At 69.9% G+C, this 25,087-nt stretch carries 22 protein-coding genes, 2 tRNA genes and 1 pseudogene; 7 read left to right on the top strand and 18 right to left on the bottom strand.

The window, feature by feature from the left end; genetic code table 11:
- Positions 1 to 12: 12 nt before the first annotated feature.
- On the top strand, positions 13 to 1,044 hold the full coding sequence (locus TR50_RS23625; protein ID WP_236654561.1) for an adenosine deaminase: 1,032 nt from the start codon (positions 13 to 15) through the stop codon (positions 1,042 to 1,044).
- Between the two features lie 68 nt (positions 1,045 to 1,112).
- Here the strand turns inward: TR50_RS23625 and TR50_RS50015 are convergent, their stop codons facing one another.
- From TR50_RS50015 to TR50_RS23570, 11 genes are all read right to left on the bottom strand, one after another.
- The gene (locus TR50_RS50015; RefSeq protein WP_084700839.1) at positions 1,113 to 2,225 is read right to left on the bottom strand and encodes a collagen-like domain-containing protein; all 1,113 of its coding nucleotides are present in this window, start codon (positions 2,223 to 2,225) and stop codon (positions 1,113 to 1,115) included.
- 128 nt (positions 2,226 to 2,353) lie between these two features.
- Entirely contained in the window at positions 2,354 to 3,454 is a 1,101-nt protein-coding gene (locus tag TR50_RS23615; protein WP_084700837.1) for a glycosyltransferase, read from the bottom strand.
- Between the two features lie 119 nt (positions 3,455 to 3,573).
- Entirely contained in the window at positions 3,574 to 4,779 is a 1,206-nt protein-coding gene (gene rodA, locus TR50_RS23610; RefSeq protein WP_042425273.1) for a rod shape-determining protein RodA, read from the bottom strand.
- Entirely contained in the window at positions 4,767 to 6,980 is a 2,214-nt protein-coding gene (gene mrdA, locus TR50_RS23605; protein WP_042425270.1) for a penicillin-binding protein 2, read from the bottom strand. Before mrdA ends, rodA begins: the two co-directional genes overlap by 13 nt.
- Positions 6,981 to 7,052: 72 nt before the next feature.
- Entirely contained in the window at positions 7,053 to 7,763 is a 711-nt protein-coding gene (gene mreD / locus TR50_RS23600; protein WP_042425268.1) for a rod shape-determining protein MreD, read from the bottom strand.
- 4 nt (positions 7,764 to 7,767) lie between these two features.
- On the bottom strand, positions 7,768 to 8,718 hold the full coding sequence (gene mreC / locus TR50_RS23595; protein WP_042425265.1) for a rod shape-determining protein MreC: 951 nt from the start codon (positions 8,716 to 8,718) through the stop codon (positions 7,768 to 7,770).
- 99 nt (positions 8,719 to 8,817) lie between these two features.
- Positions 8,818 to 9,843, bottom strand: coding sequence for a rod shape-determining protein (locus TR50_RS23590; protein WP_042425343.1), 1,026 nt, complete (start codon positions 9,841 to 9,843; stop codon positions 8,818 to 8,820).
- 275 nt (positions 9,844 to 10,118) lie between these two features.
- Positions 10,119 to 10,541, bottom strand: coding sequence for a nucleoside-diphosphate kinase (gene ndk / locus TR50_RS23585; RefSeq protein WP_042425264.1), 423 nt, complete (start codon positions 10,539 to 10,541; stop codon positions 10,119 to 10,121).
- Positions 10,542 to 10,650: 109 nt separating this feature from the next.
- Complete coding sequence (locus tag TR50_RS23580; RefSeq protein WP_042425261.1) at positions 10,651 to 10,995, bottom strand: DUF4233 domain-containing protein; 345 nt, start codon at positions 10,993 to 10,995, stop codon at positions 10,651 to 10,653.
- A gap of 101 nt (positions 10,996 to 11,096) precedes the next feature.
- Positions 11,097 to 12,437, bottom strand: coding sequence for a bifunctional tetrahydrofolate synthase/dihydrofolate synthase (gene folC / locus TR50_RS23575; protein ID WP_236654560.1), 1,341 nt, complete (start codon positions 12,435 to 12,437; stop codon positions 11,097 to 11,099).
- 235 nt (positions 12,438 to 12,672) lie between these two features.
- Entirely contained in the window at positions 12,673 to 15,300 is a 2,628-nt protein-coding gene (locus tag TR50_RS23570; RefSeq protein WP_042425258.1) for a valine--tRNA ligase, read from the bottom strand.
- A gap of 156 nt (positions 15,301 to 15,456) precedes the next feature.
- Between TR50_RS23570 and TR50_RS23565 the strand changes: the two genes are divergently transcribed.
- On the top strand, positions 15,457 to 16,260 hold the full coding sequence (locus tag TR50_RS23565) for a hypothetical protein (RefSeq protein ID WP_042425256.1): 804 nt from the start codon (positions 15,457 to 15,459) through the stop codon (positions 16,258 to 16,260).
- Positions 16,261 to 16,370: 110 nt separating this feature from the next.
- Positions 16,371 to 17,144, top strand: a complete 774-nt coding sequence (locus TR50_RS23560; protein ID WP_236654559.1) for a peptidylprolyl isomerase — start codon at positions 16,371 to 16,373, stop codon at positions 17,142 to 17,144.
- 48 nt (positions 17,145 to 17,192) lie between these two features.
- Here TR50_RS23560 and clpX read toward each other — a convergent pair whose 3' ends face one another.
- From clpX to TR50_RS23535, 5 genes are all read right to left on the bottom strand, one after another.
- Positions 17,193 to 18,476, bottom strand: a complete 1,284-nt coding sequence (gene clpX, locus TR50_RS23555; RefSeq protein WP_042425335.1) for an ATP-dependent Clp protease ATP-binding subunit ClpX — start codon at positions 18,474 to 18,476, stop codon at positions 17,193 to 17,195.
- Between the two features lie 310 nt (positions 18,477 to 18,786).
- Positions 18,787 to 19,446: an ATP-dependent Clp protease proteolytic subunit gene (locus TR50_RS23550; RefSeq protein ID WP_152627549.1), complete on the bottom strand. Its 660-nt coding sequence runs from the start codon at positions 19,444 to 19,446 to the stop codon at positions 18,787 to 18,789.
- Positions 19,447 to 19,519: 73 nt separating this feature from the next.
- Positions 19,520 to 20,137: an ATP-dependent Clp protease proteolytic subunit gene (locus TR50_RS23545; RefSeq protein ID WP_042370496.1), complete on the bottom strand. Its 618-nt coding sequence runs from the start codon at positions 20,135 to 20,137 to the stop codon at positions 19,520 to 19,522.
- A 262-nt stretch (positions 20,138 to 20,399) separates the two neighbouring features.
- The gene (gene tig, locus TR50_RS23540; protein WP_042425252.1) at positions 20,400 to 21,800 is read right to left on the bottom strand and encodes a trigger factor; all 1,401 of its coding nucleotides are present in this window, start codon (positions 21,798 to 21,800) and stop codon (positions 20,400 to 20,402) included.
- A gap of 269 nt (positions 21,801 to 22,069) precedes the next feature.
- A tRNA-Pro gene (locus TR50_RS23535) sits at positions 22,070 to 22,143 on the bottom strand.
- A 132-nt stretch (positions 22,144 to 22,275) separates the two neighbouring features.
- Here TR50_RS23535 and TR50_RS23530 point away from each other — a divergent pair.
- Positions 22,276 to 22,349: transfer RNA gene (locus TR50_RS23530), tRNA-Gly, on the top strand.
- Positions 22,350 to 22,500: 151 nt separating this feature from the next.
- Entirely contained in the window at positions 22,501 to 23,277 is a 777-nt protein-coding gene (locus TR50_RS23525; RefSeq protein WP_052441264.1) for a GNAT family N-acetyltransferase, read from the top strand.
- Positions 23,278 to 23,329: 52 nt separating this feature from the next.
- On the opposite strand, the pseudogene TR50_RS49070 reads toward TR50_RS23525, so the two are convergent.
- Positions 23,330 to 23,461, bottom strand: a pseudogene (locus TR50_RS49070) (dehydrogenase); the annotation flags it as partial.
- Positions 23,462 to 23,568: 107 nt separating this feature from the next.
- On the opposite strand from TR50_RS49070, the gene TR50_RS23520 reads away from it, so the two are divergent.
- Together TR50_RS23520 and TR50_RS23515 are read left to right on the top strand one after the other, a co-directional pair.
- Positions 23,569 to 23,865, top strand: coding sequence for a DUF3303 domain-containing protein (locus TR50_RS23520; RefSeq protein ID WP_042425249.1), 297 nt, complete (start codon positions 23,569 to 23,571; stop codon positions 23,863 to 23,865).
- Between the two features lie 102 nt (positions 23,866 to 23,967).
- On the top strand, positions 23,968 to 24,792 hold the full coding sequence (locus TR50_RS23515) for a DUF6348 family protein (RefSeq protein ID WP_042425246.1): 825 nt from the start codon (positions 23,968 to 23,970) through the stop codon (positions 24,790 to 24,792).
- Between the two features lie 34 nt (positions 24,793 to 24,826).
- Here TR50_RS23515 and TR50_RS23510 read toward each other — a convergent pair whose 3' ends face one another.
- Entirely contained in the window at positions 24,827 to 25,024 is a 198-nt protein-coding gene (locus tag TR50_RS23510) for a hypothetical protein (protein WP_042425243.1), read from the bottom strand.
- Between the last annotated feature and the right edge of the window lie 63 nt (positions 25,025 to 25,087).

Here is a 25,087-nt window from a genome sequence, read left to right as displayed (position 1 = left end):
AGGTAGCGCACTGTGTCACCCATCCCCAAGGCGGCTGCATCCCCCCTCCCCAAGGCGGAGCTGCACCTGCACATCGAGGGCACGCTCGAGCCCGAACTCGCCTTCGAGCTGGCACACCGCAACGGGGTGGACCTGCCGTACGCCGACCCGGAGCAGCTGCGCGCCGCGTACGCCTTCAGCGACCTCCAGTCCTTCCTCGACCTCTACTACCAGCTGATGGACGTGCTGCGCACCGAGGACGACTTCACCGCGCTCGCCGAGGCCTACCTGGTCCGCGCGGAGGCGGAGGGCGTCCGCCATGCGGAGATCTTCTTCGACCCGCAGGCGCACACCTCGCGCGGCGTGGAGCTGGACGCGATGGTGCGCGGCCTGCGGCGGGCTCTGGACGCGGCGGCGGAGCGGCACGGCATCAGCACCAGGCTGATCATGTGCTTCCTGCGGGACCTCCCGCAGGAGTCGGCGCTGGCGACCTTCGAGGCGTGCCGGCCGTACTTCGGCGCGGCGATCGACGGCGTCGGCCTGGACTCGGCCGAGGTCGGGCACCCGCCGGCGAAGTTCGCGGACGTCTACCGGCTGGCCCGGGAGGCCGGGCTGCGGCTGGTCGCCCACGCGGGCGAGGAGGGCGGGCCCGAGTACGTGCGCGAGGCGCTGGACGTGCTGCGGGTCGAGCGGATTGACCACGGGATCCGGGCGATCGAGGATCCCGAGCTGGTGGAACGGCTGGTCCGGGAGCGCATCCCGCTGACCGTCTGTCCCTTCTCGAACGTCCGGCTGCGCTGCGTGGACACCCTCGCCGACCACCCGCTGCCCGCGATGCTCGCGGCGGGGCTGCTGGTGACCGTCAACTCCGACGACCCGGCGTACTTCGGCGGATACGTGGACGAGAACTTCGGGGGCATCCGCGCCGCCCTGGGACTGACGGACGATCAGCTGCGGCTGCTGGCCCGCAACTCCTTCGAGGCCTCGTTCCTGGAGAACGACGAGGAGCGGCGCAAGAGGCTGCTGGCGGAGGTCGACGCGTACCGGTTCCCGGAGCGGGACTGACCTCCGGCCCCGCGACGGACCTGCCGCCCCGGGGGGAGGCCCGGGGCGGCAGGTGGAGGACGGCGGGGTCAGCGCTCCTCGGGCTCGGCCCGCTTCTCCGGCTCGGAGGAACGCAGCAGCGTCGGCTGGTTGGTCACCGTCGTCCAGCCGTTCGTGCAGGTCACGGGCGTGGAACCGGTCGCGAACGCGCAGCTGGTCTGGTAGAGGGTTCCGGTGGTGCTGAGCACCTCGACGACTGCGGTGTTGCCGTGGTCGCTGATGCCCACGCCGCAGGCGACGGCACCTCCCGGGAGCGCATTGGGCGGGCTGGTCCAGGACGTCGTTCCCGGCGTCGGGTTGAGGTCCTCGGAGCCGACGTCCACGTGACCGTTGCGCACCACGACCGTGTACTCCACGTCCCCGTGGATGAAGGAGTCCAGGGTCATGCACGGCCCGGCGGCGCCCGTCGCACCGGTCGCGCCGTTGGTACCCGTCGCACCGGTGGCGCCGTTGGCGCCGTTGGCGCCGGTCGCACCCGTCGCACCGTTGACGCCTGTGGCACCGGTCGCGCCGTTGGCGCCCGTCGCGCCCGTCGGCCCGGTCGTGCCGTTGACGCCGGTGGCGCCCGTCGCACCATTGGCGCCGGTGGCACCGGTCACGCCGTTCGTGCCCGTCGCACCGGTGGCACCGTTGGCGCCGGTCGCACCCGTCGCGCCGTTGAGGCCCGTCGCACCCTTCGGCCCGGTGGCACCAGGGGAACCCGTGGCACCGGTCGCGCCCTTCGCGCCGGGGGAACCCGTGGCGCCCGTCGCGCCCTTCGCACCAGGGGAACCCGTGGCACCCTTCGCACCGGGGGCGCCTTTCGCACCCGGCGGGCCCTTGGGGCCGGTGGCGCCCTTGGGACCGCGCGGGCCGGGCGGGCACTTGCAGTGCTTCTCCTCGTGGCACTTGGGCGGCTTCTTGCCCCCGTCGGGCCCCGCCGCCCGCTTCGCAGCGGCGGGCGCGGCCGCCCGGTGCACCACGACCGGCGTGACGGCGGCGGGAGCCTTGAGGGCCACCGAGGTGTGCGTCGCGGCGAGGTCCGCGGCGATGGCGGTCACCGGTGAGCTGAGCAGTGTGCCCGTCAGCGCGGTGCCGCCGACGCCCAGAGCCACGCGGGCGAAGGTTCGGGCGACGGCCCTGGAGCGGTGATCCTCGGTCATTTCCACCTCGATGGTCGCTGGTGTCGCGATGTCGAGGCGTCAGATCCCACACAGAGGATCGTTGATATCACTATCAGATTGACGGACTACTCGGTCGGCGTACAAGCGCCATGCGAAGGGCCCTGCCCTCAGCCGATCGAATCCGTCACCGGCAGCTCGCTCACGAACCAGCCGAGATTCCCCCGCACCCGGTCCGCCTGCGGATTGCCGCGCAGCGCGCGCACGCCCGCGTGCAGGGCCTCCTCGTGACGGCCCGAGTTGCCCAGGCAGACGGAGAGGAAGTCCCACGGCGCCCACCCGTGGTCGCGGTCGCGGACGAAGCCCTCGGCCGGGCGGGTCCGCGCCGCCGTCGCGGCGCTGAAGAAGGGCACGGCGCGGGCCCAGTCGTGCTGCTCGTAGGGGATCATGCCGGCCACCATCCAGGCCTCCGGGCGGGTCGGGTCCAGCAGCACCGCCCGCAGCGCCACCTCCGCCGCCTCCGCGCCCCGGTCCACGGCCTGGAGGCACTCGGCCCGCGACATCAGCGCGAAGTACCGCTCCCAGGCGGGCTGCTCGGTCTCCAGCACCTCCGCGTAGGCGGCGGCCGCCTCCTCGTGCCGGCCGAGGTCGCGCAGCTCGTTCGCCCGGTAGTAGAGCGTGCGCGGGGAGCGGTCGCCCTCGGCGTAGAGCCGCTCCAGGATGCGCAGGTTGCGCCCCTCGTCCTTGGCCGCCTGCGCCTCGGTCCGGCGGTGCTCCACGACGAGCTCCGGCTCGGAGCGCGTGCGGGCCGCGGTGATGTCGACGACCTCGTGGATCGCCCCGCTCCACCGCAGGCCCGCGGCGCGGCGCAGGACGCGCTCGCGCAGCGTGGTGAAGGTCGGCGCGCCGGTGCTCTCGTCGAACGCGCAGTGGTAGGGCGAGATCACCGCGTCGACGTCCCCGTCGAGCGCCGCGAGCACCCGCGAGAAGGCCTGCTGCGATGCGGGCGGGACGCGGTCGTCGGCGTCGAGCCAGATGATCCAGTCCCCGGTGCAGGCGTCCAGGCTTGCGTTCCGTGCGGCGGCGAAGTCCTCCGTCCACGGGACGTCGACCACGCGGGCGCCGGCGGCGCGCGCCAGCTCCTGCGTGCCGTCGGTGCTGCCGGTGTCGGCGACGACCAGCTCGTCGCAGAAGGCGGAGGCGTCGCCGAGCACCTCGACGATCGACTCCGCCTCGTCCTTCACGATCATGGAAAGGGAAACGTGGCCCATGCGACCGATTCTCGGTCGCACGGGCCACGGGAGCTCCGAGGCGAACGCCGCGCCGCGACGGATTCGCTCCGTTGCACTACTCCGGCGCGCACACCGGGTTCCGCGCCGTCGGGGCCGTCTCAGCCCGCCATCGAGCGCTGTATCTTGACCGACTGGAGCAATCCGATGCCGATCCAGATCGCGAACATCGACGACCCGCCGTAGCTGACGAACGGCAGCGGGATGCCGGCCACCGGCATGATGCCCAGCGTCATGCCGATGTTCTCGAAGCCCTGGAAGGCGAACCAGGTCACCACGCCCGCCGCCAGGACCGTGCTGTAGAGGTCCGTCGCCTCGCGGGCGATCCGGCACGCGCGCCACAGGATGACGCCGAGCAGGCCGATGATGACCATGCCGCCGACGAAGCCGAGCTCCTCGCCCGCGACGGTGAACACGAAGTCCGTCTGCTGCTCGGGGACGAACTGCCCGGTGGTCTGCGTGCCGTGGAAGAGGCCCTTGCCGAGCAGGCCGCCGGAGCCGATGGCGATGCGGGCCTGCGCGGTGTTGTAGCCGACGCCGGCGGGGTCGAGCGTCGGGTCCGCGAAGGCCGCGAATCGGGCGATCTGGTACTGCTTCAGGATGTGCAGCTTGACCACGGCGGTGGCGCCGATCGCGCCCACCAAGGCCAGGCCGCCGAGCCAGCGCGTGGACGCGCCGGAGGCGAGCAGCAGGCCGAGGATGATGACGACCATGACCATGGTCGAACCAAGGTCCGGCATCATCAGCACGATGCCTATCGGCACCGCCGCCAGCCCCAGCGCCTGGAGGATGGAGCGGGTGTTGGGCCGCTGCATCTCCCCGGCGTCCACGCGGGCGGACAGTATCGTCGCGCAGATCAGGATGATGGAGATCTTGCAGAACTCCGAGGGCTGCATGGAGAAGCCGCCGCCCAGCACGATCCACGAGTGCGCGCCGTTGACCGTCGAGCCGAGCGGGCTGAGGACGGCGAGGACGCCGAGGATCGACAGGCCGTAGATGAACGGCACCGCGGTGCGCAGCCGGTGGTGGCCGAGCAGCACCACGCCCGTGCACAGGCCGATGCCGATGGCGAGGTTCACCAGGTGCCGGACCAGGAAGTACTGCGGGTCGCCGTGGTTGATCTCGACCCGGGAGCGGGTCGCGGACCACACCAGCAGCGAACCGATGCCGGAGAGCGCGAGCGCGGCCAGCACCAGGATCCAGTCCATCCGCCGGAACGGGGAGTCCCGCTCCAGCAGCCGCGCCATCCCGTCCCGGCGCGGCTTGTAGCGCGGGGCGGACCAACTCGGGCTCGTCAGGCCTGCCATCCGTCGGCCCTCCTCTCGGGGGCGAGGGCGGCGATGTCGAGCGCGGGCAGCACCGGCGCCTGCTGCTGCGGCGTGGAGGCCAGCGACGGGAGCTGCACGGTGTAGTCGACCGGGCTGGTGACCGTGCCGTCGGCGTGGAAGGTCGGCAGCTGGTTCTGCGCCGGCGGGTGGATCGCCTTGCCCGGGTCGATCGAGTTGTCGGCCTGGATGCCGTAGAGCGCGTTGTAGATGTTGCGCACGGCCGGACCGGAGCCGCCGGAACCCGTACCACCCTGGGAGATCGTCATCACGATCGCGTAGTCCTTGGTGTACGTGTCGAACCAGGACGTGGTCTGCTTGCCGACGACCTCGGCGGTACCGGTCTTGGCGTGCAGCTGGATCTTGTCCTGGGGCCAGCCCCCGAACTTCCAGGCGGCGGTACCGCTGGTGATGACGTTGGCGGTGGCCTGGTCGATGTAGTTGATCATCTTCGGGGTGTCCGGCAGGTGGCCCTGCACGACCGGCTTGACGGCCTGGACGTCCTTGCCGCCCGGGCTGACGATCGCCTTGGCCAGCTCGGGCTGGTAGAGGGTGCCGCCGTTGGCCAGCGCCGAGTAGATCCGGGCCATCTGGATCGGGGTGACCAGCGTGTCGCCCTGGCCGATCGCGTAGTTGACCTCGTCACCGGCTCGCAGCGTGGCGAAGTCGGCGCAGTCCTCGGTGGCGATGGCCTTCAGGTACGCGTCGGTCTCCGTCTTGGCCTGCTGGCACCAGATGTCCTTCATGGCGTCGTAGTAGTCCACGTGCCACTGACGGTCCGGGACGCGGCCCTTGACCTCGCCCGGCAGGTCGACGCCGGTGAGGGCGCCGAGGCCGAACTGGTGGGCCGTCTTGTACAGCCAGTCCTTCGGGTTCTTCGGCTTGGTCCCGCCGTCCTTCATCCACTGCTGGTAGGCGATGTTGTAGAAGACCGTGTCGCAGGAGACCTCGAGGGCCTTCGACAGGTTGATGGCGCCGAAGTTCTCACCCTCGAAGTTCTTGAACACGCGGCCGCCGATGGTCATCGACGAGGTGCAGGGGAACGTCGAGTCGAAGCCGTACCCGGCGTTGAGGGCGCCGGTGGTGCTGACCACCTTGAAGGTCGAACCCGGGGCGCTCTGGCCCTGGATCGCTCGGTTCAGCATCGGGTAGTCGGAGGACGTGCTGTTCAGGGCCGCGTAGTCCTTGGCCGAGATGCCGCCGGACCAGATGTTCGGGTCGTAGGTCGGGGCGCTGGCCATGGCGATGATCGCGCCGGTGTGCACGTTCATCACCACCACGGCGCCCGAGTCGGCCTTGAAGTTCTCGTGGGTGACCGGGTCGTAGGTCTTGCGCAGGGTCACCATGGCCTGCTGGAGCTGCTGCTCGGAGATGGCCTGGATGCGCGCGTCGAGGCTGGTGACCACCGAGTCGCCCGGGACCGCGGCGTCGCCGCCCGCGGTGCCGATGACCCGGCCGAGGTTGTCCACCTCGAGGTTGCTGGTGCCGTTGGCGCCACGCAGGTACTTGTCGTACTGGAACTCCAGGCCGGCCCGGCCCACCTGGTCGGACGGCGACAGCGAGGACTTGCCGCCGGAGTCGGTGGCGGCGTTGATCTCGTCCTGGGTGACCGGGGAGAGATAACCCAGTATCTGCGCCGCGTTGGCCTTGTCGGGCGCCGGGTAGGTGCGCACGGCGGCCGGGGTGGCGGTGACGCCGGGGAAGTCCTCCTGGCGCTCCATGATCTGCATGGCCTGCTGGGTGGTGGCCGTCTGGGTCACCGGGATCGGCTGGTAGGGCGAGCCGTTCCAGCAGGGCGCCGGGGTCTTGGCGTCGCAGAGCCGGACCTTGTCCTCCACCTGCTGGGCGCTCATGCCGAGCACCTGCCCCAGGCGGGTCAGCACGGCCACGCCGCCGTCCTTCTGCCCTATCAACGACGTGCGGGAGACGGAGACGACGAGCTTGGTGGTGTTGGTCGCCAGCGGCACGCCGTTGGCGTCGAGGATCTCACCGCGCACGGCCGGGACGACGACCGTACGGATGTGGTTGGACGAGGCCTGCTGCTCGTAGGAGGCTCCGTTGCGGATCTGCAGGTACCAGAGCCGCCCGCCGAGCGTGCCGAGCAGGGAGAGGACCAGAACCTGGAGCACCAGCAGCCGGCCGGTGATCTTCCGGGTGCGGCCCGTCTCCGGGATGTTGCCCACGGGATTCCCCTCCTGGCTTCCGCTGGGTCTTCAGGGTTGTCGATGGTGCGGGCGCCGCTCGCGCGGCGTCGACTACTTCAGGGACTTGCCGGCGAGGCGGCTGAGCTTGCCGCTCCGGCTCGGCTTGGTGGAGGCGCCCGACCCCTGGCCGAAGCCGGGGACGGTGCCGAGACCGGCCGCGCCGCCGGTGCGGGTGCCGCGGTCGGCGAAGAACGTGCCGCGGCGGTTCAGGCCGATCCGGCGCGGCTTGGGCGGGGTGCCCTGTCCGGCGCCCGCGGCCGGGTCGGTGACGGTGCGTCGGGCCAGCGCCATGACGCCCGGCACGACGAACGGCGCGAGCAGCACGTCGTAGATCACCGAGGAGATCACCAGGCCGGTCAGCCCGACGTGCCGGGCGGCGGTGTCGCCGACCAGCGCGCCGACGCCCGCGTAGAGCAGCGTGGAGCCGACGGCCGCGGCGGCGACGACCATCAGCGGCGTCATGACCGAGCGCAGGTGGCCGGTCTCCGGCTTCATCAGGCCCGCGACGTAGCCGACGACGCACAGCACCAGCGCGTACCGGCCGACCGCGTGGTCGGACGGCGGGGCGAGGTCGATGAACAGGCCGCCGAAGAAGCCGATCAGGCAGCCGGTGACGTGCCCGTAGACCAGCGCGAGGCCGATCACGACGAGCAGCAGCAGGTCCGGCACGGCGCCGGGCAGGCCGAGCCGGGCCAGAATGCTGACCTGGACCACCATCGCGCCCACGATGAGCGCCGCGGAGAGCAGGAAACGCTGGATCATGCCGTCACCTCTTCTTCGTCGCGCTGGCCGACGGCGCGGGCGACGCCGAGGTCGAGGGGGCCGGGGTGTTGGCCGGCGCCGGCGCGGGCGCGGCCGGCTTCGGCGGCAGCACCGCGAAGCGCGGGTCCGTCGCCGGCGGCTGCACGACGACGCCGACCAGGTCCAGCTTGGTGAAGCTGACGAACGGCTGGACCAGCACCGTCTTGGTCAGCTCGCCGGGCGTGTTGACGATCTGGGTGATCGTGCCGAACGGGACGCCCGGCACGAACGGCTTGTCGTTCTCGGAGCCGAAGGTGACCAGCCGCTCCCCGACCTTGGCGTCGGCGTGGCCGTTGAGCAGTTCCACCCGCATCGGGGCGTCGCCCTCGCCGGTGCCGAAGCCGACCTCGCCGCTGGTCTCCAGCCGCGCGCCGACGGTGAACCGCGGGTCGACCGCGAGCAGCACGGTGGAGGTGGTCGGCGCGACGGTGGTGACCCGGCCGACCAGGCCGTCGCCGTTGATGACGGTCATGTCGCGCTGGATGCCGTCGGTGCTGCCGATGTCGATGGTGACGGTCCAGGAGAAGTTCTGGCTGGACCCTATGGCCACGACCTGCGCCACCTTGATGGTGTACTGGCCGGCCCCCGCGAGCCCGAGCAGCTTGCTCAGCTGTCCGTCACGGGACTTCACCAGGTCGTTGGAGGACAGCTGTTGACGCAGCAGCTCGTTCTGCTGCTCCAGCGCGCGGATCCGGTCGGCCTGGCTGCCGGAGTTGCGCAGCGCGTGCAGACTGTCCGCGACCGGGCTGACCACCCGCGAGACCCCGCTCTCGACCGGCCCGAAGAGCGAGGCGGCGGCGGAGCGCGGACCGTTCAGCGGCGAGTCGTCACCACCGTGGATGTCCACGGTGATCAACGCGAACGCGACCGCCACCAGCAGGATCAGCAGGAGTCGGCTCTCTCGTGTGTCCCTCACGATTCTCGGCGGAGCCCTTCAATTCGTGACGCAGCGTGAGCGGATGGGCCTTGCTTGGGGTACGGCTTGCCTGGGGTTCGGCTGGGTGGGGCTCGGAGGTCAGCGGCGCGGCTGCGCGTCGAGGACCTGCTGGAGCGCCTCGAACTCCTCGACGCACTTGCCGGAGCCGAGCGCGACGGAGTCCAGCGGGTTCTCGGCGATGTGCACCGGCATCCCGGTCTCGCGGCGCAGGCGCTCGTCGAGGCTGCGCAGCAGCGCGCCGCCACCCGTGAGAACGATGCCGCGGTCCATGATGTCACCGGCGAGTTCCGGCGGGCACTGGTCCAGCGTGGTCTTGACGGCGTCGATGATGGTGTTGACCGGCTCCTCGATCGCCTCGCGCACCTCGGCGGCGGAGATGACGACCGTCTTGGGAAGCCCGCTGACCAGGTCGCGGCCGCGGATCTCGCTGTGCTCCTCGTTGTCCCCCTCGGCGGGGTAGGCGGAGCCGATGGTCATCTTGATCTGCTCGGCGCTGCGCTCACCGAGAAGGAGCGAGTACTCCTTCTTGATGTGCTGGATGATCGCGTTGTCCAGCTCGTCGCCGGCCACCCGGATGGACTGCGCGGTGACGATGCCGCCGAGGGAGATGACGGCCACCTCGGTGGTGCCGCCGCCGATGTCGACCACCATGTTGCCGGTGGCCTCGTGGACCGGCAGACCGGCGCCGATCGCCGCCGCCATCGGCTCCTCGATGATGTGCACCTGGCGCGCGCCGGCCTGCGCTGACGCCTCGATCACCGCACGGCGCTCGACACCGGTGATGCCGCTGGGCACGCAGACCACGACACGCGGCCGGGCCAGGTAGCGGCGGCGGTGGATCTTCAGGATGAAGTAGCGGAGCATCCGCTCGGTGATCTCGAAGTCGGCGATGACGCCGTCCTTGAGCGGGCGGATGGCCACGATGTTGCCGGGCGTGCGCCCGATCATCTTCTTGGCCTCCGCGCCCACCGCGAGGATTCCGCCGGTGTTGGTGTTGACGGCCACCACTGACGGTTCGTTGAGGACGATCCCTCGGCCCCTGACGTACACCAGCGTGTTGGCCGTACCGAGGTCCACAGCCATGTCACGGCCGATGAACGACATGTTGTTCGCCATGGGGTGGGGGCCTTCCCGGGCTCGCGGTTTGGGTGCGACGACGGCGGATTGCAGGCGGATCGCCGACTCACTGGCCGTCAGTTACTGACCATGAACGAAGCTGCCGTCGGGCAGTCACCATGGTAGCGACGGGACCTTTATCGCCATTGTCCGTGCAGACGATCGGATATCCCGCCATTGGGACGCCGTGTGTCGGCGTTCGGTTCTCCACGGTCCGGGTACGGACCGTGGAAATCCCGTGAGAAAGGTGTGAGCGCAGCGGGTCAGGCGTGACCAGGGAAGAAAATCTTGATCTCGCGCGCGGCGGACTCCTCGGAGTCGGAGGCGTGGATCAGGTTCTCCCGGGTGATGGTGGCGAAATCCCCGCGAATGGTGCCGGGGCCGGCCTCCAGCGGGTTGGTCTTGCCGGCGAGGGCACGAATGCCCTCGATGACGCTCTCACCCTCGACGATCATGGCGACCGAGGGGCCCGAGGACATGAAGCCCATCAGCGGCTCGTAGAACGGCTTGCCCACGTGCTCGGCGTAGTGCTGCTCCAGCGTCGCGGCGTCCAGGGTGCGCAGCTCCATGGCCGCGATGCGCCAGTTCGCCTTGCGTTCGATACGGGAGACGATCTCGCCGATCAGGCCCCGGGCCACGGCGTCGGGCTTGAGCAGGATCAGCGTGCGCTGGGACGTCGAGGACATGGGACGGCTCCCGGAGTTTCGTGATGTGATGATCGACACGAGAGTACCGGAGGGGTGTCTCATCCTTCGCAGCGGGAGTCCTTTTGGATTCACCCGCGCGGGGGCTGTGCTACGCCTGTGCGGCGGCGTCCGCGGCCCGGGCCGCCTTGATGACGTCGATCTTCCGACCGTAGTGGACGGACGCCCACCACAGCCCGGCGAAGATCACGCCGAGCCCGTACATCATGCCGACGACCGCGCCGCTCGCGATGAGCGCGATCTGCAGCGCCCACCCGATCGTCACCGCGCCACGGCGGTTGAGCACCCCGCACAGCAGCACGCACAGCACCATCGCCGCACCCGACACCGACCACAGCGTCGCCGACGAGACATGCGACAGCCGCATCGCGACGAGCGCGGCGAAGCCGATGACCATCGCTTCGCTGATCAGTGTGGAAGAACAGAGGGTACGCACGACGGCAAGCTTAGACCGAGGGGTTCGGCAGGCCACGACCAGGGCCGCGGGAAGGCGGGCGCGGGGAGGCACAGCTCCCCGCGCCACTGGGGAAGGCGCAGCTACCGCTTGCCGAGAAGGATGCGGGCCTCGCCGATGGTGATGATGGAGCCGGTGATCAGCACGCCCGCGCCGCCGAGGTCGCCCTCCTCCTCGGCGAGCGTGACCGCGGCCTCGATCGCGTCGTCCAGGCGCGGCTCGACATGGACGCGGTCCGCGCCGAAGACCTCGACGGCGAGCTCGGCCAGGCGGTCGACGTCCAGCGCACGCTGCGTGCTGTTCTGGGTGACCACGATCTCCGCGAGGACCGGCTCCAGCGCCTCCAGGACGCCGAGGACGTCCTTGTCGCCGCTCGGCGAGAAGACGCCGACCAGGCGGGTGAAGCCGAAGGACTCCCCGATCGCCTCCGCCGTCACCTGCGCGCCGCCGGGGTTGTGGGCGGCGTCCAGGACGATGGTCGGGCTGCGGCGGACGACCTCAAGACGGCCGGGCGAGCTGACGCCGGCGAACGCCGCGCGGACCTTGTCGATGTCCAGCGGCTCCTGGTGCGCGGCCCCGACGCCGAAGAAGCCCTCGACCGCGGCCAGCGCGAGCGACGCGTTCTGCGCCTGGTGGGCGCCGTGCAGCGGAATGAAGATGTCCTCGTACTCGTGGCCGCCGATTCCCCGCAGGGTGATCATCTGGCCGCCGACCGCGAGGTCACGTCGCAGCACGCCGAACTCCATGCCCTCGCGGGCGACCGTCGCGTCGATCTCGACGGCGCGGCGCAGGATCACCTCGGCGGCGTCCAGGGGCTGCTGGGAGACGACCGCGAGGCCGCCCTTCTTGATGATCCCGGACTTCTCCCCCGCGATGGCGGCGTGCGTGTCGCCGAGACGGTCCATGTGGTCGAGCGAGATCGGGGTGATCACCGAGACGACCGCGTCGATGACGTTGGTCGCGTCCCAGGTGCCCCCTATCCCGACCTCGACGACCGCGACGTCGACGGGCGCGTCGGCGAAGCAGGCGTACGCCATCGAGGTGACCACCTCGAAGAAGGACATCGGGACGGGCTGCTGGGCGTCGACCATCGCGACGTACGGCTTGATGTCCTCGTACGTCTGCACGAACAGCTCGGGGCTGATCGACTCACCGTCGAGGCTGATGCGCTCGGTGATCGACTCGACGTGCGGGCTGGTGTAGCGGCCGGTCCGCAGCTCGAAGGTGCGCAGCAGCTGCTCGATCATGCGAGCCGTACTGGTCTTGCCGTTGGTGCCGGTGATGTGGATGGACGGATAGGACCGCTGGGGCTGGCCCAGGATGTCCATCAACGCCTGGATCCGCTCCAGAGAGGGATCGATCTTCGTCTCCGGCCACTTGGCGGCCAGTTCCGCGGCTACCGCGGTCAGCTCAGTGTCGCTCACGGCGCAAGTGTACGGACGCTGAGCGGGAGTGATGCACCTGCGTAAGTGGGCAAACGCCAGGGGCGCGGGGCTCTGCCGATGTGCGGCTCCACCGCGTGGGCGCGGGCAACCATCCTGTGCGAATGGCCCCGCTCGTTGTGCGACCCACCTCTTCGGTGGCTTGTCGCGCCCACGCGGCGGAACCGCAGGGCAGCAGAGCCCCGCGCCCCTGACGTGCTGCAACTGGGCGACGTGCCTAGCCCTTCGGAAGTGCCTCCAGCTGCGCCGTGAGGCGCTCGATGTCCTCCGTGGCCTTGGCGAGGCGGCCGCGGATCTTGTCCACGGCGGCCGGGGCCGCCTTGGCCACGAACGCCTCGTTGCCGAGCTTCGCGCCGGCCTGCGCCAGCTCCTTCTCCGCCGCCGCCAGGTCCTTGCTCAGTCGCTTCCGCTCCGCCTCGACGTCGATCGCGCCGGAGAGGTCCAGCTCGACCGTCGCGCCCGCGATCGGCAGGGTCGCCGTCGCGTGGAAGCCCTCCTCCGCCGGGGTGAGGCGGGCCAGGGAGCGCAGCGCGCCCTCGTGGGCGACCAGCGAGGTGCCCTCCAGGGTCAGCCGCGCCGCGACCCTCTGGCCGGGCTTGAGGCCCTGGTCGCTGCGGAAGCGGCGGACCTCGGTGATGACCTGCTGCAGCAGCTCGATCTCCTTCTCCGCCGCCGAGTCACGGAAGCCGCTGTCGGCGGGCCACTCCGCGATGACGACGGACTCGCCGCCCGTCAGCGTGGTCCACAGGGTCTCCGTCACGAACGGCGTGATCGGGTGCAGCAGACGCAGCGTCACGTCGAGGACCTCACCCAGCACGCGCCGGGTGACCTCCGCCGCCGGGCCGCCCTCGGCCAGCGTGGACTTGGTGAGCTCCACGTACCAGTCGAAGACCTCGTCCCAGGCGAAGTGGAACAGTGCGTCCGTGAGCTTGGCGAACTGGTAGTCGTCGTAGAGGGCGTCCACCTCCGCGACGGTGGTGTTCAGCCGCGACAGGATCCAGCGGTCGGCCGCGCTCAGCTGCTCCGCCGCCGGGAGCGGACCCTCCACCGTCGCGCCGTTCATCAGCGCGAAGCGGGTCGCGTTCCAGATCTTGTTGCAGAAGTTGCGCGAGCCCTGGACCCAGTCCTCGCCGATCGGCACGTCGGTGCCGGGGTTGGCGCCGCGGGCGAGCGTGAAGCGGAGCGCGTCCGCGCCGTAGGCGTCCATCCAGTCCAGCGGGTTGACCGCGTTGCCGAAGGACTTCGACATCTTCTTGCCGAACTGGTCGCGGACCATGCCGTGCAGGGCGATGGTGTGGAACGGCGGGGTGCCGTCCATCGCGTACAGGCCGAACATCATCATCCGGGCGACCCAGAAGAAGAGGATGTCGTAGCCGGTGACCAGCACGGACGTCGGGAAGAACTTCTCCAGCGACGGCGTCTGCCCAGGCCAGCCCAGGGTCGAGAAGGGCCACAGGCCGGAGGAGAACCAGGTGTCGAGGACGTCGGTGTCCTGACGCCAGCCCTCACCCGTCGGCGGCTCCTCGTCGGGGCCGACGCAGACGATCTCTCCGTTCGGGCCGTACCAGACCGGGATCCGGTGGCCCCACCACAGCTGGCGCGAGATGCACCAGTCGTGCAGGTTGTCGACCCAGGCGAAGTAGCGGGACTCCATCTCCTTGGGGTGGATCTGGACGCTGCCGTCGCGGACGGCGTCACCGGCGGCCTTGGCCAGCGGGGCGACCTTGACCCACCACTGCATGGACAGCCGCGGCTCGATGGTCGTCTTGCAGCGCGAGCAGTGGCCGACGCTGTGGACGTACGGGCGCTTCTCGGCGACGATCCGGCTGTCGGCGCGCAGCGCGGCGACGATCGCCGAACGGGCCTCGAAGCGGTCCAGGCCGAGGAAGGGGCCATGCGCGGTGATGACGCCGTGCTCGTCCAGGACGGTGATGGCCGGCAGGTCGTGGCGCTGGCCGATCTCGAAGTCGTTCGGGTCGTGGGCGGGCGTCACCTTGACGGCGCCGGTGCCGAACTCCGGGTCGACGTGCGCGTCGGCGACGATCGGGATCCGACGGCCCGTCAGCGGCAGCTCGATCTCGGTGCCGACCATGTGCTTGTACCGCTCGTCGTCCGGGTGGACGGCCACGGCCGTGTCACCGAGCATCGTCTCGGCGCGCGTCGTCGCGACGACGATGGAGTTCTCGCCCTCGCCGTAGCGGATCGAGACGAGCTCGCCCTCGTCCTCCTGGTACTCCACCTCGATGTCGGAGATCGCGGTGAGGCAGCGCGGGCACCAGTTGATGATGCGTTCAGCGCGGTAGATCAGCTCGTCGTCGTAGAGGCGCTTGAAGATGGTCTGGACGGCCTGGGACAGGCCCTCGTCCATGGTGAAGCGCTCACGCGACCAGTCCACGCCGTCGCCGAGGCGACGCATCTGACCGCTGATCTGGCCGCCGGACTCGGCCTTCCACTGCCACACGCGCTCGACGAAGGCGTCACGGCCCAGGTCGTGACGGGACTTGCCCTCCTTGGCGAGCTCCCGCTCGACGACGTTCTGCGTCGCGATGCCGGCGTGGTCCATGCCCGGCTGCCACAGGACCTCGTAGCCCTGCATGCGCTTGCGGCGCGTCAGCGAGTCGATGATGGTGTGCTCGAAGGCGTGGCCCAGGTGCAGCGAGCCGGTGACGTTCGGCGGCGGGATGACGATGGTGTACGGCGGCTTCTCGCTCTTGTCGTCCGCCGTGAAGTAACCGCGCTCTACCCAGCGCTCGTACAGCGGCCCCTCTACGTCAGCCGGCGTGTACTGCGTCGGCAATGTCTCGAGGGCGCTGTCGACCCCGGCGTCGGCGGGGTGCTGGTTCATTTCGGTCACGACGGCAAGTTTAGGGGGCGAGCGTCCATGGTCACGAACGCTTTCGCTGCGTGGCCGCGGGGGCGAAGCCGGACGAATCGGGAGCCGGAGCGACGCCGACGCAAAGGCAATGGACAGGGACCGGCCACGCTGGTCTGATAATCGACCATGTCGACGAATCCGCCTCCGGGCGGCTATCCCCAGCCCGAGTATCCGCAGGGCTACTCGGCGCCGGGTTCCCAGCCGCCGTACCAGCAGTCCCCCTACCAGCAGCCGGGATACGAGCAGCCGGGATACGACCAGAACGGCTACGCCCAGCCCGGCGTGCCGCCGCAGGGCTTCGACCAGGGCGGCGCCGCCTGGGGCTACGCGCCCGTGCCGCCCAGGAAGTCGCACACGCTGCGCAACGTGCTGCTGATCCTCACCGCCCTGGTGCTGGTCGGCGGCGGCGTGATCGCCTACTACGCGGTGAACGTGGCCAAGACCGTGGGGGCGAACAAGCTGGTCCCGCCGGCCTCGTTCCAGAGCTTCGCGCGCCAGGACGCCAACCCCAACCTGGCCTCCGTGCAGAGCAGCGCGCAGACGCTGGCCACCACGGCGCACCTGACGCCCTCGGTCGCGATCTACGGGACCTCCGCGACCAGCACCAGCCCGTCCTTCCTCTTCATGGGCGGCTACGGCAGCACGCTCGGCGCCGCGTTCGGCATCAGCGACTTCTGGAAGGGCATGAGCGGCGACCAGGGCGTGTCGGTCAGCGACCAGACGGACGAGTCGGCCGGCTCGCTGGGCGGCAGCATGCAGTGCGCCCAGGTGCACCTGGCCGCGCTCGGCAAGTCGCTGCCCGTCTGCGTCTGGGCCGACAACAGCGGCTTCGGCTCGATCATGGACTACTCCCGTGCCGGCTCCGCGGACCTCAGCGGGACGGCGGCGATGACGCTGGCCTTCCGGCAGGTCGCCGAGGTCAAGAAGTAACCGCACCGACGCCGCCCCACGCGCGCCTCGTTCGTGCCCCGTCGCCTGGACCAGTCACACTTGTGAGCTGACAGTCAGGCAACGGGGCACGAGTGGTTGAAGGAGCGAAGGTGAGCGAGGACCCGGGCGCCATGCGGCGGGCGCGGATCGAGGCGCTGCGCGCGCAGGAGCAGGCCAAGGCGCGGAAGCGCAGGGCCCTGGGCATCGGGGCCGCGGTGCTGGTGCTGCTGCTGGTCGTGGGCGGCATCCTGTGGGCGACGCTAGGCAACTCGTCCAAGTCGTCGAGCACGGCCGGCTCCAGTACGGCGTTCTGCGGCAACGTCGTCTCGGGCAGCCCGACCACCAAGCAGTGGTCGCAGCCGCCCGCGATGAGCATCGACACCAAGGCGACCTACACCGCCACGTTGAAGACCTCCTGCGGCGACATCGGCCTGAAGCTGGACGCCCAGCACGCGCCGAAGACGGTGAACAGCTTCGTCTTCCTCGCCCAGCAGGGCTTCTTCGACCACACGCACTGCCACCGGCTCACCACCGCCGGCATCTACGTGCTGCAGTGCGGCGACCCGACGGCCACCGGCACCGGCGGTCCGGGCTACAAGTTCGACGACGAGTACCTGAACGACCCGGCGATCCAGGGCGGCACCTACCCGGCCGGCACCCTGGCGATGGCCAACTCCGGCCCCAACACCAACGGTTCGCAGTTCTTCCTGGTCTACAAGGACAGCCAGCTGTCGCCGGCCTACACGCCCTTCGGCACCATCACCTCGGGCCTGGACATCCTGAACCACATCGCCCAGGACGGGAGTGACAACTCCAACGGCCAGGGCGACGGCAAGCCGAACGACACCGTCGTGATCAACTCGGTGCCGGTCACCAAGCAGTGACGCGAAAGGGGTCCGGGGCGAAGCCCCGGACCCCTTTCGGTTCGTTCCTTACGCGCTCTTCTCGCGGCGCTCGCGCTGGGCGCGCAGGTCGCGCGGGACCAGCGTCGGGTTCACGTGCTTGAGGACCACGTCATCGTCGACGACCACGCGGGCGACGTCCTTGCGCGAGGGGACCTCGTACATCACGGACATCAGCACCTCCTCCATGATCGCGCGCAGGCCGCGGGCGCCGGTGGAGCGCTTGATCGCCTGGTCGGCGATGGCCTCGAGGGCCTCGGTGGTGAACTCCAGCTCGACGCCGTCCAGCTCGAAGAGCCTGCGGTACTGCTTGACCAGCGCGTTCTTGGGCTCGGTCAGGATCTGCAGCAGCGCGTCGCGGTCGAGGTTGTGCACCGAGGTGATCACCGGCAGGCGGCCGATGAACTCGGGGATCATGCCGAACTTGACCAGGTCCTCCGGCATGACCTCGCGGAACAGGTCGCTGGAGTCGATCTCGTGCTTGGAGCGGATCGGGGCGCCGAAGCCGATGCCCTTCTTGCCCGCGCGGCCCTCGATGATGCGCTCCAGGCCGGAGAAGGCGCCGCCCACGATGAACAGCACGTTCGTCGTGTCGATCTGGATGAACTCCTGGTGCGGGTGCTTGCGCCCGCCCTGCGGCGGCACCGACGCGGTCGTGCCCTCGAGGATCTTCAGCAGCGCCTGCTGCACGCCCTCACCGGAGACGTCACGCGTGATCGACGGGTTCTCGCTCTTGCGGGCGACCTTGTCGATCTCGTCGATGTAGATGATCCCGGTCTCGGCCTTCTTGACGTCGTAGTCGGCCGCCTGGATCAGCTTCAGCAGGATGTTCTCGACGTCCTCACCGACGTAGCCGGCCTCCGTCAGCGCCGTGGCGTCCGCGATGGCGAACGGCACGTTCAGCATCCGGGCCAGGGTCTGCGCCAGCAGCGTCTTGCCGGAGCCGGTGGGGCCCAGCAGCAGGATGTTGGACTTGGCCAGCTCGATGCCGTCGTCGCGGCCGTGCTTGCCGTTCTCGCCCGCCTGCACGCGCTTGTAGTGGTTGTAGACGGCGACGGAGAGGGCCTTCTTGGCGACCTCCTGGCCGACGACGTAACCGTCGAGGAACTCGTAGATCTCGCGCGGCTTCGGCAACTCCTCGAAGCGGACCTCTGAGGTCTCCGCGAGCTCTTCCTCGATGATCTCGTTGCACAGGTCGATGCACTCGTCGCAGATGTACACGCCTGGCCCGGCAATGAGCTTCTTCACCTGCTTCTGGCTCTTGCCACAGAACGAGCACTTGAGCAGGTCGCCACCGTCACCGATGCGTGCCACGAGGTGCTTCCCCTTCGCCAAAGGCTCCTCAAGGGGCGGAGCCTGGTGCTTGGTATCCGACGGTACTCCGTCAGGAGCCGCGATTCGCCGTGTTCGACGGCTTCCCACTTCCGCCCTGGGCGAATAAACGAATCGGCCGGATCAGGATGTCGGTACTGACGATGGTGCCAGGCGTCGCCCCGGGCTCCAAGAGCGGGGGCCGGTCTGGCTGCGTGGTGCTGGTCTCAGCCGGCACTCAGCGGGGCGGACGAGTCCGGGCGCGGTCACGGACCGCGCCCGGAGCGTCACCCGGCGCGCAGGGCGGCCGGAATCAGACCGCTTCGGTCTTGCGGGTGGAGATGATCTGGTCGATGAAGCCGTACTGCAGGGACTCCTCGGCGGTGAGGATCTTGTCGCGCTCGATGTCCTCGGAGATCTCCTGCTGGCTCTTGTTCGAGTGCTTGGAGAGCAGCACCTCCAGCAGCTCGCGCATGCGCTGGATCTCCGCGGCCTGGATCTCCAGGTCGGAGACCTGGCCGCGGCCGGTCTCGGTGTACGGCTGGTGGATCAGCACGCGGGCGTTGGGCAGCGCCATGCGCTTGCCCGGCGTGCCGGCCGCCAGCAGCACGGCCGCGGCGGAGGCCGCCTGGCCCATGCAGACCGTCTGGATGTCGGGCTTGACGTACTGCATGGTGTCGTAGATCGCCGTCAGCGCGGTGAAGGAGCCACCGGGCGAGTTGATGTACATGGAGATGTCCCGGTCCGGGTCCATCGACTCCAGGCACAGCAGCTGGGCCATGATGTCGTTCGCCGAGGCGTCGTCCACCTGGGTGCCCAGGAAGATGACGCGCTCCTCGAAGAGCTTGGCGTAGGGGTTGTACTCGCGGTAGCCCTGCGAGGTGCGCTCGACGAAGCTGGGCAGGATGTACCGGCCCTCGGCGATCATGTTGTCGACGCGCGACTGCGCGGCGGACAGGCTGGGGATGTTCATCGGGTTCTTCCGTCCTCCGGGACGATGGTCGACTGGGTGGCGACTGGTGGTGGCTGCCGGGGCTGCCGAGGGCTCAGGCGCCCGTGCCGCCGCCACCGGGGACGTCCGAGGCACTGTGCATGATCTGGTCGATCAGGCCGTACTCCTTGGCCTCGACCGGGGTGAACCAGCGGTCGCGGTCGGAGTCCTTGGTGATCTGGTCCACCGTCTGACCGCTGTGCTCGGCGATGAGTTCGGCCATCCGGTGCTTCATCCGGACCAGCTGCTGCGCCTGGATGCGGATGTCGGTGGCGGAGCCGCCGAGACCGGCCGAGGGCTGGTGCATCAGGATCTCGGCGTTCGGCAGCGCGAAGCGCTTGCCCTTGGCGCCGGCCGTGAGGAGGAACTGGCCCATCGAGGCGGCCATGCCCATCGCGATGGTGACCACGTCGTTCTTGATGTACTGCATGGTGTCGTAGATGGCCATGCCGGCCGTCACCGAGCCGCCCGGGGAGTTGATGTAAAGGAAGATGTCCTTCTCCGGGTCCGCGGCCAGCAACAGCAGCTGCGCGGTGATCTTGTTGGCGATGTCGTCGTCGACCTGCTGGCCGAGGAAGATGATGCGCTCGTTGAGCAGACGGTTGTAGACCTGGTCTCCCAGACCGCCACCGCCGATGTCGCCGGCGGCACGCGGGGTCACAAGCCCGGGCATGGAGATCTGCGGAATCGTCACGTATCCACCTGCTCGTTGTTGACACGACGGCTGGTCGTCGAGGGCCGCCGTCACAGCGTTTCCACCGACCCTAACGCGCAGTGCTGGTCCGGCCATCCCTCAAAACCGACCTGTTCGCTTTGAGCGTCACGTGTCGTGCTCTGCGCGAACAGGGGAAGGCCGGAACGGCGGAACGGGAACGCGGCAGGGCCCGGACCGCGCGATGCGCGGTCCGGGCCCTGCCGTTTCAGACTGCTGAGGCTCAGGCCTCCTCGGTCTCCTCGGCCGCAGCCTCGACCTCGACGGTCTCGACAGCCTCGGACACCTCGTCCTCGTCCTCGTCGTCCGCGAAGTCGACCGGGTTGCCCTCGGTGTCGACGACCTTGGCGGCCTCGACGACGGACGCCAGCGCCTTTCCGCGGACGACCTCACCGACGAGCAGCGGCACCTGGCCGCCCTGGACGACCTGCTGGGCGAACTGGTCCGGCGTCATGCCGGAGCCAGCGGCGCGGCGCAGCAGGTGCTCGGTGAGCTCCTCCTGGCTGACACCGAGCTCCTCCTTGGCCGCGATGGCGTCCAGGACGAACTGGGTCTTGATGCCCTTCTTCGCCTGGTCCTCGAGCTCGGCCTGGAAGTCCTCGGCGGACTTGTCCTGGAGCTTCAGCCAGGCATCCATGTCGATGCCCATCTGGGGCAGCTGGTGGTGCTCCAGGTTGTGCTTGCGGGTCTCGATCTCGTCCGCGAGGAGCTTCTCCGGGTACGGCATCTCGACGAGCTCGAGCAGCTTGTCGAGGACGCGCTCCTGGGCCTGGGTGGCCTGGTCGAACTCCTTCATGCGGGCGAGCCGCTTGCGGGAGTCGTCCTTCAGCTCGTCCAGGGTGTCGAACTCGCTGGCCATCTGGGCGAACTCGTCGTCCAGCTCCGGGAGCTCCTTCTCCTGCACGGCGGTGACGGTGACGGTGACCTCGGAGTCCTTGCCCGCGGCGGAACCGCCCTTGAGCTCGGTGGTGAAGGTCGCGGTGCCGCCGGCCTCCAGGCCGATGACCGCGTCGTCGATGCCGTCCAGCAGGCGGCCGGAGCCGATCTCGTAGGTCACGCCGGTGGCGGTGCCGTCCTCGGGGACCTCACCGTCGACCTTGGCCTCGAGGTCGACGACCACGACGTCGCCCTCGGCGGCGGCGCGCTCGACGGCCTTCACCGAGGAGAAGCGCTCGCGCAGCTGCTCCAGGCTCTTGTCGACGTCCTCGTCGGTGACCTCGATCGGGTCGACCTCGACCTCGATGGTCTCGAAGTCGGGCAGGGTGATCTCGGGACGGATGTCCACCTCGGCGGTGAACTTCAGGTCGCCGCCGTCGGCGAGCTTCTCGACACCCTCGATCTCGGTGATCTCCGGCTGGCCGAGGACGTCGATCTTGCCCTCTTCGACCGCCTGGCCGTAGAACTTCGGCAGCGCGTCGTTGACGGCCTCCTCCAGCACGGCACCGCGGCCGAAACGCTGGTCGATGACGCGAGCCGGGATCTTGCCCTTACGGAAACCCGGAACCGTGACCTGCTGGTTGATCTTCTTGTACGCCGCGTCGAGGCTGGGCTTGAGCTCCTCGAAGGGCACCTCGACGGTGAGTCGAACCCTGGTCGGGTTCAGAGTCTCCACGGCGCTCTTCACGGTTGGGTCTCCTTGGGGGCTTTACGGTCGGTGTGTCCGCCACGGCCCGGTCTTCGGGCACGCGGCGAGACGGGTGATGCGTCCTGTTGACTAATCGCCCGCCGGGCTGTGTCGGTGGACCCCGCACACCCGCGACCATCGCCGCGGTGCGCAGACGCCACCAGCGCCCCATCCTACCGGTACCACAATCAGCCTTCGCCCCCGCGGGCCCGGCGGCTGTTCTCGCAGCTCAGCAGGGGTGCTCTCGCACGTTCATCGGCCCTGCGCAGTCGGGGTGACCGGATTCGAACCGACGACCTTCCGCTCCCAAAGCGGACGCGCTACCAAACTGCGCCACACCCCGTATCGTCTCGCGAGACGTAGCGTACATGCTGCGGGGTCGCCACCCGAGCGAATTCGGTTTCGACGCCGCGCAGGTCAAGTGGTGTGCATCCGCCCGCCCGCGTCCGCTACCCTGATCCACGGCGCAAGCCCCGCGGGCGTAGCTCAATGGTAGAGCCCTAGTCTTCCAAACTAGCTACGCGGGTTCGATTCCCGTCGCCCGCTCCAACGCCGAAGGCCCAGGTCAGGGACATGATCCCCGACCTGGGCCTTCCGCGTTCCAGGGGTGCTGCTCCCCCGGCATGCAACGGGACCGTGCAGTCCGGCCCCGTCGGAATTCGGTGGCCGACCCGGCCCAGCGCCCCTACGTTCTGATGCCGTGATCGTGGTCTCCTCGGAAGGTCCCCTGCGATGGACGGCGCTGCGCGACGGGCGGGAGGTGGCCTGTCTGCTGGCCCGTGACAGGCCGGATCAGCGGTGCTTTCTCCTCCACCGCGGCAGCCCCGACGCCCTCGGAGCCCTGGTGGAGACCGCGCTGGGGTCGCTGGCCCGGGACGTGTATGCCGAGGTCGACGCGACCGACGCCGGTGCACTCGCCCAACTGACCGCACTCGGCTTCGTCGTGCGGCGCCGGGAGCATCACTACCTCCTGCCGACCGATCCCGCTCGCTCGGGGCTCGGCGACGGCGCGCGGCCGGCGGCCATCGCGTTCCTGCCGGTGACGAGCGCGGACCCGGACCGGTGGCGGGAGTTGGACGACGTGCTGCGGCAGGACGTGCCCGGCACGGACGGATGGCGCAACGACCCGGGCAGGTTCGTCGAAGAGACCCTCAGTGACGCGGAATTCGACCCGTCCACCTACCTGCTCGCCATGGACGAGACGGACGGACGGTACGTGGGCCTGGTCCGCGTCTGGAACACCTCGACCGGGCCACGGCTCGGCCTCGTCGGAACGCTCGCGGCCCACCGACGCCGTCGCGTGGCCGCAGCCCTGCTGGCCGAGGTGTTCGACGTCCTCCACCGCCGCGGCCAGGCGCACGTCAGCTGCGAACTCGACACCACCAACGTGGCTTCCGACGCACTCATGCGGGGCATCGGCGCCGAGCGCGTCGGAGGCGCCGTCGAACTCGTGCGCCAGTGGGTGAAGACCTGCTGAGCTTTCGGGGCTTTGTCGGGTGGAACTCGGTGATCGTGGGTCTCACCTCCCCGGGGACGACGCCCTCGTCGTCGAAGAACGCGCCGGGCTGGCCGAGGACGCGCAGCGTGGCGAGCCGGATCGCCGTGGCCGCTCCCTGCTCCGGGGTGCGGTTCCCGAAGAAGCCGGTGAAGTCCGCTCCGAGCAGAGCGGTCTCGGGTCCGGACCACGTCCCCGGAGTGCGGGGCGCGGGCGGCGCTCCTAGCGTGGACGGTGCAGGCATCCCCTCATCCCTCGTCCGAGGGAGGCATCGTGCTGTACGTCATGACATTCGAGTGGCAGCCCGGGCTCAGCCGGGAGCAGCGGGACGGCGCGCTCGCGCGGCGGGCGCAGTGGCAGTACCCCGCGGGGTTCTCCGCGCAGGGTGAGTACTGGCTGGGAAGCGAGGACACGGCCGTCGTGGTCGTGTTCGAGGCCGAGAGCTTCGCGCCGATCATGGAGGTCTCCCTGGCCTGGGGCGACATGTTCCGGATCAACACCTTCCCGGCCGTCACGGCGGCGGACGGGCTCGCGATGGGAGCCGCGGCGCTTCAGCAGCGCAGCATCTGAGCCGGTCGTCGGTGCAGGAACCCTGCGTCCGGGAGGAGTCGTGAACAGCCGCTCGCGATACGCTCGGCGCGGCTTCACAGGGGCTTCACGAGAGGCGGCAGGTTGCGAGCCGAGCAGCGGCTGGACGTGATACGGCGCAACGTGGTGCGGGAGATGGCCGCGCTCGGACGTCGGTTCCACGTCGACGAGCAGGTCGTGCGCGGCCCCGGGCGCACCGCCGTAGCGGTGCGCGAGCATCGTGACCCCGGCGCGGACGCCGGTGCGGCGTCGCATCTGGACCTCGGGTACGCGCTGCGGCTGGGGGACGGCGAGGGGCCGGTCGTCTGGGACTGCGTGAGCGGACTGGGCCGCACCGAGGAGCAGCGGCTCGAGAACGGGGTGCGGATGTGGCGCATCACGACCGCGGGCGCGGTCGTGGAGCTGCTGGAGCGGCGCGGCGTGCACGGGGACGTCTTCGCGCCGGGCGCGCCCGCCGGGGTGCCGGGCTGGTACTCGGTGCAGGGACCCGCAGCCGTCTTCGGGTTCCGCAGCGAGCCGCTCAGCGCCTGGGTGGCGGGCAACCACCTGCTGCCCGCCCTGGCTTCACAGGTACTGCCGTACCTGGACGAGCGCGCCCTGCACGGGGTGCGCGTCTTCTTCGGCGGGCGTGCCGACGACGAGATCGCCGAGGTGCGCGTCGACGGCGAGCCGGTGCCCGCCGCGTCCGCGGCCCTGCGGGCGCTCGACTGGCCGCGCGGGGAGCACCTGGCGTGGGCTCGGTGCTTCCTGCTGCTCACCCGTGACCCGGACGCGCTGCGCGACGCGGAGAACGCCGCCCCGGCTCCCCCCTCGGGACCGGCCAGCCCCTCAGGGCCGGAACCGCACTCCGACGCGCGGACGCGGAGTCAGCCGCCGGCTCCCATGGCCCTGTTGCGCCGACTGCTGTGAACCTCGCCCGCAGGCGTGCCCGGTTGAGGGGGACTCACCTGGTGATCTGGTTGATCGTGTCGGCGATCTGGGTCAGGAAGGTCTGGATCGGGGCCGCGGCCGACGTCTTCGCCAGGAAGAAGCCGAAGAGCACGGCCAGCGCCGTGTAGCTCATCTTGATGCTCTTGTTCCTGAGGAACACCACGAGCAGGATCCCCAACAGGACCACCGCGGAGATGGAGAAGGTTGTCACGGGCCCCACTTCCTCGCTTCGAGCGTGACGACGGCTACGTCAACAGCTGAGGGACGCCCGGCG

Source organism: Streptacidiphilus anmyonensis (assembly GCF_000787855.1).
GTDB classification, from domain to species: Bacteria; Actinomycetota; Actinomycetes; order Streptomycetales; family Streptomycetaceae; genus Streptacidiphilus; species Streptacidiphilus anmyonensis.
This window is presented reverse-complemented; position numbering and strand designations above follow the sequence as displayed.

What these genes read in the sequence shown, in the direction of transcription:
- TR50_RS23550 (WP_152627549.1), bottom strand. Translation starts at nt 19,446, where the DNA reads ATGAACATCCCCAGCCTGTCCGCCGCGCAGTCGCGCGTCGACAACATG.
- rodA (WP_042425273.1), bottom strand. Translation starts at nt 4,779, where the DNA reads ATGGCAGGCCTGACGAGCCCGAGTTGGTCCGCCCCGCGCTACAAGCCG.
- mreD (WP_042425268.1), bottom strand. Translation starts at nt 7,763, where the DNA reads ATGATCCAGCGTTTCCTGCTCTCCGCGGCGCTCATCGTGGGCGCGATG.
- TR50_RS23590 (WP_042425343.1), bottom strand. Translation starts at nt 9,843, where the DNA reads ATGTCGTTCATCGGCCGTGACATGGCTGTGGACCTCGGTACGGCCAAC.
- TR50_RS23565 (WP_042425256.1), top strand. Translation starts at nt 15,457, where the DNA reads ATGTCGACGAATCCGCCTCCGGGCGGCTATCCCCAGCCCGAGTATCCG.
- TR50_RS50015 (WP_084700839.1), bottom strand. Translation starts at nt 2,225, where the DNA reads ATGACCGAGGATCACCGCTCCAGGGCCGTCGCCCGAACCTTCGCCCGC.
- TR50_RS23570 (WP_042425258.1), bottom strand. Translation starts at nt 15,300, where the DNA reads ATGAACCAGCACCCCGCCGACGCCGGGGTCGACAGCGCCCTCGAGACA.
- TR50_RS23545 (WP_042370496.1), bottom strand. Translation starts at nt 20,137, where the DNA reads ATGCCCGGGCTTGTGACCCCGCGTGCCGCCGGCGACATCGGCGGTGGC.
- ndk (WP_042425264.1), bottom strand. Translation starts at nt 10,541, where the DNA reads ATGTCCTCGACGTCCCAGCGCACGCTGATCCTGCTCAAGCCCGACGCC.
- TR50_RS23615 (WP_084700837.1), bottom strand. Translation starts at nt 3,454, where the DNA reads ATGGGCCACGTTTCCCTTTCCATGATCGTGAAGGACGAGGCGGAGTCG.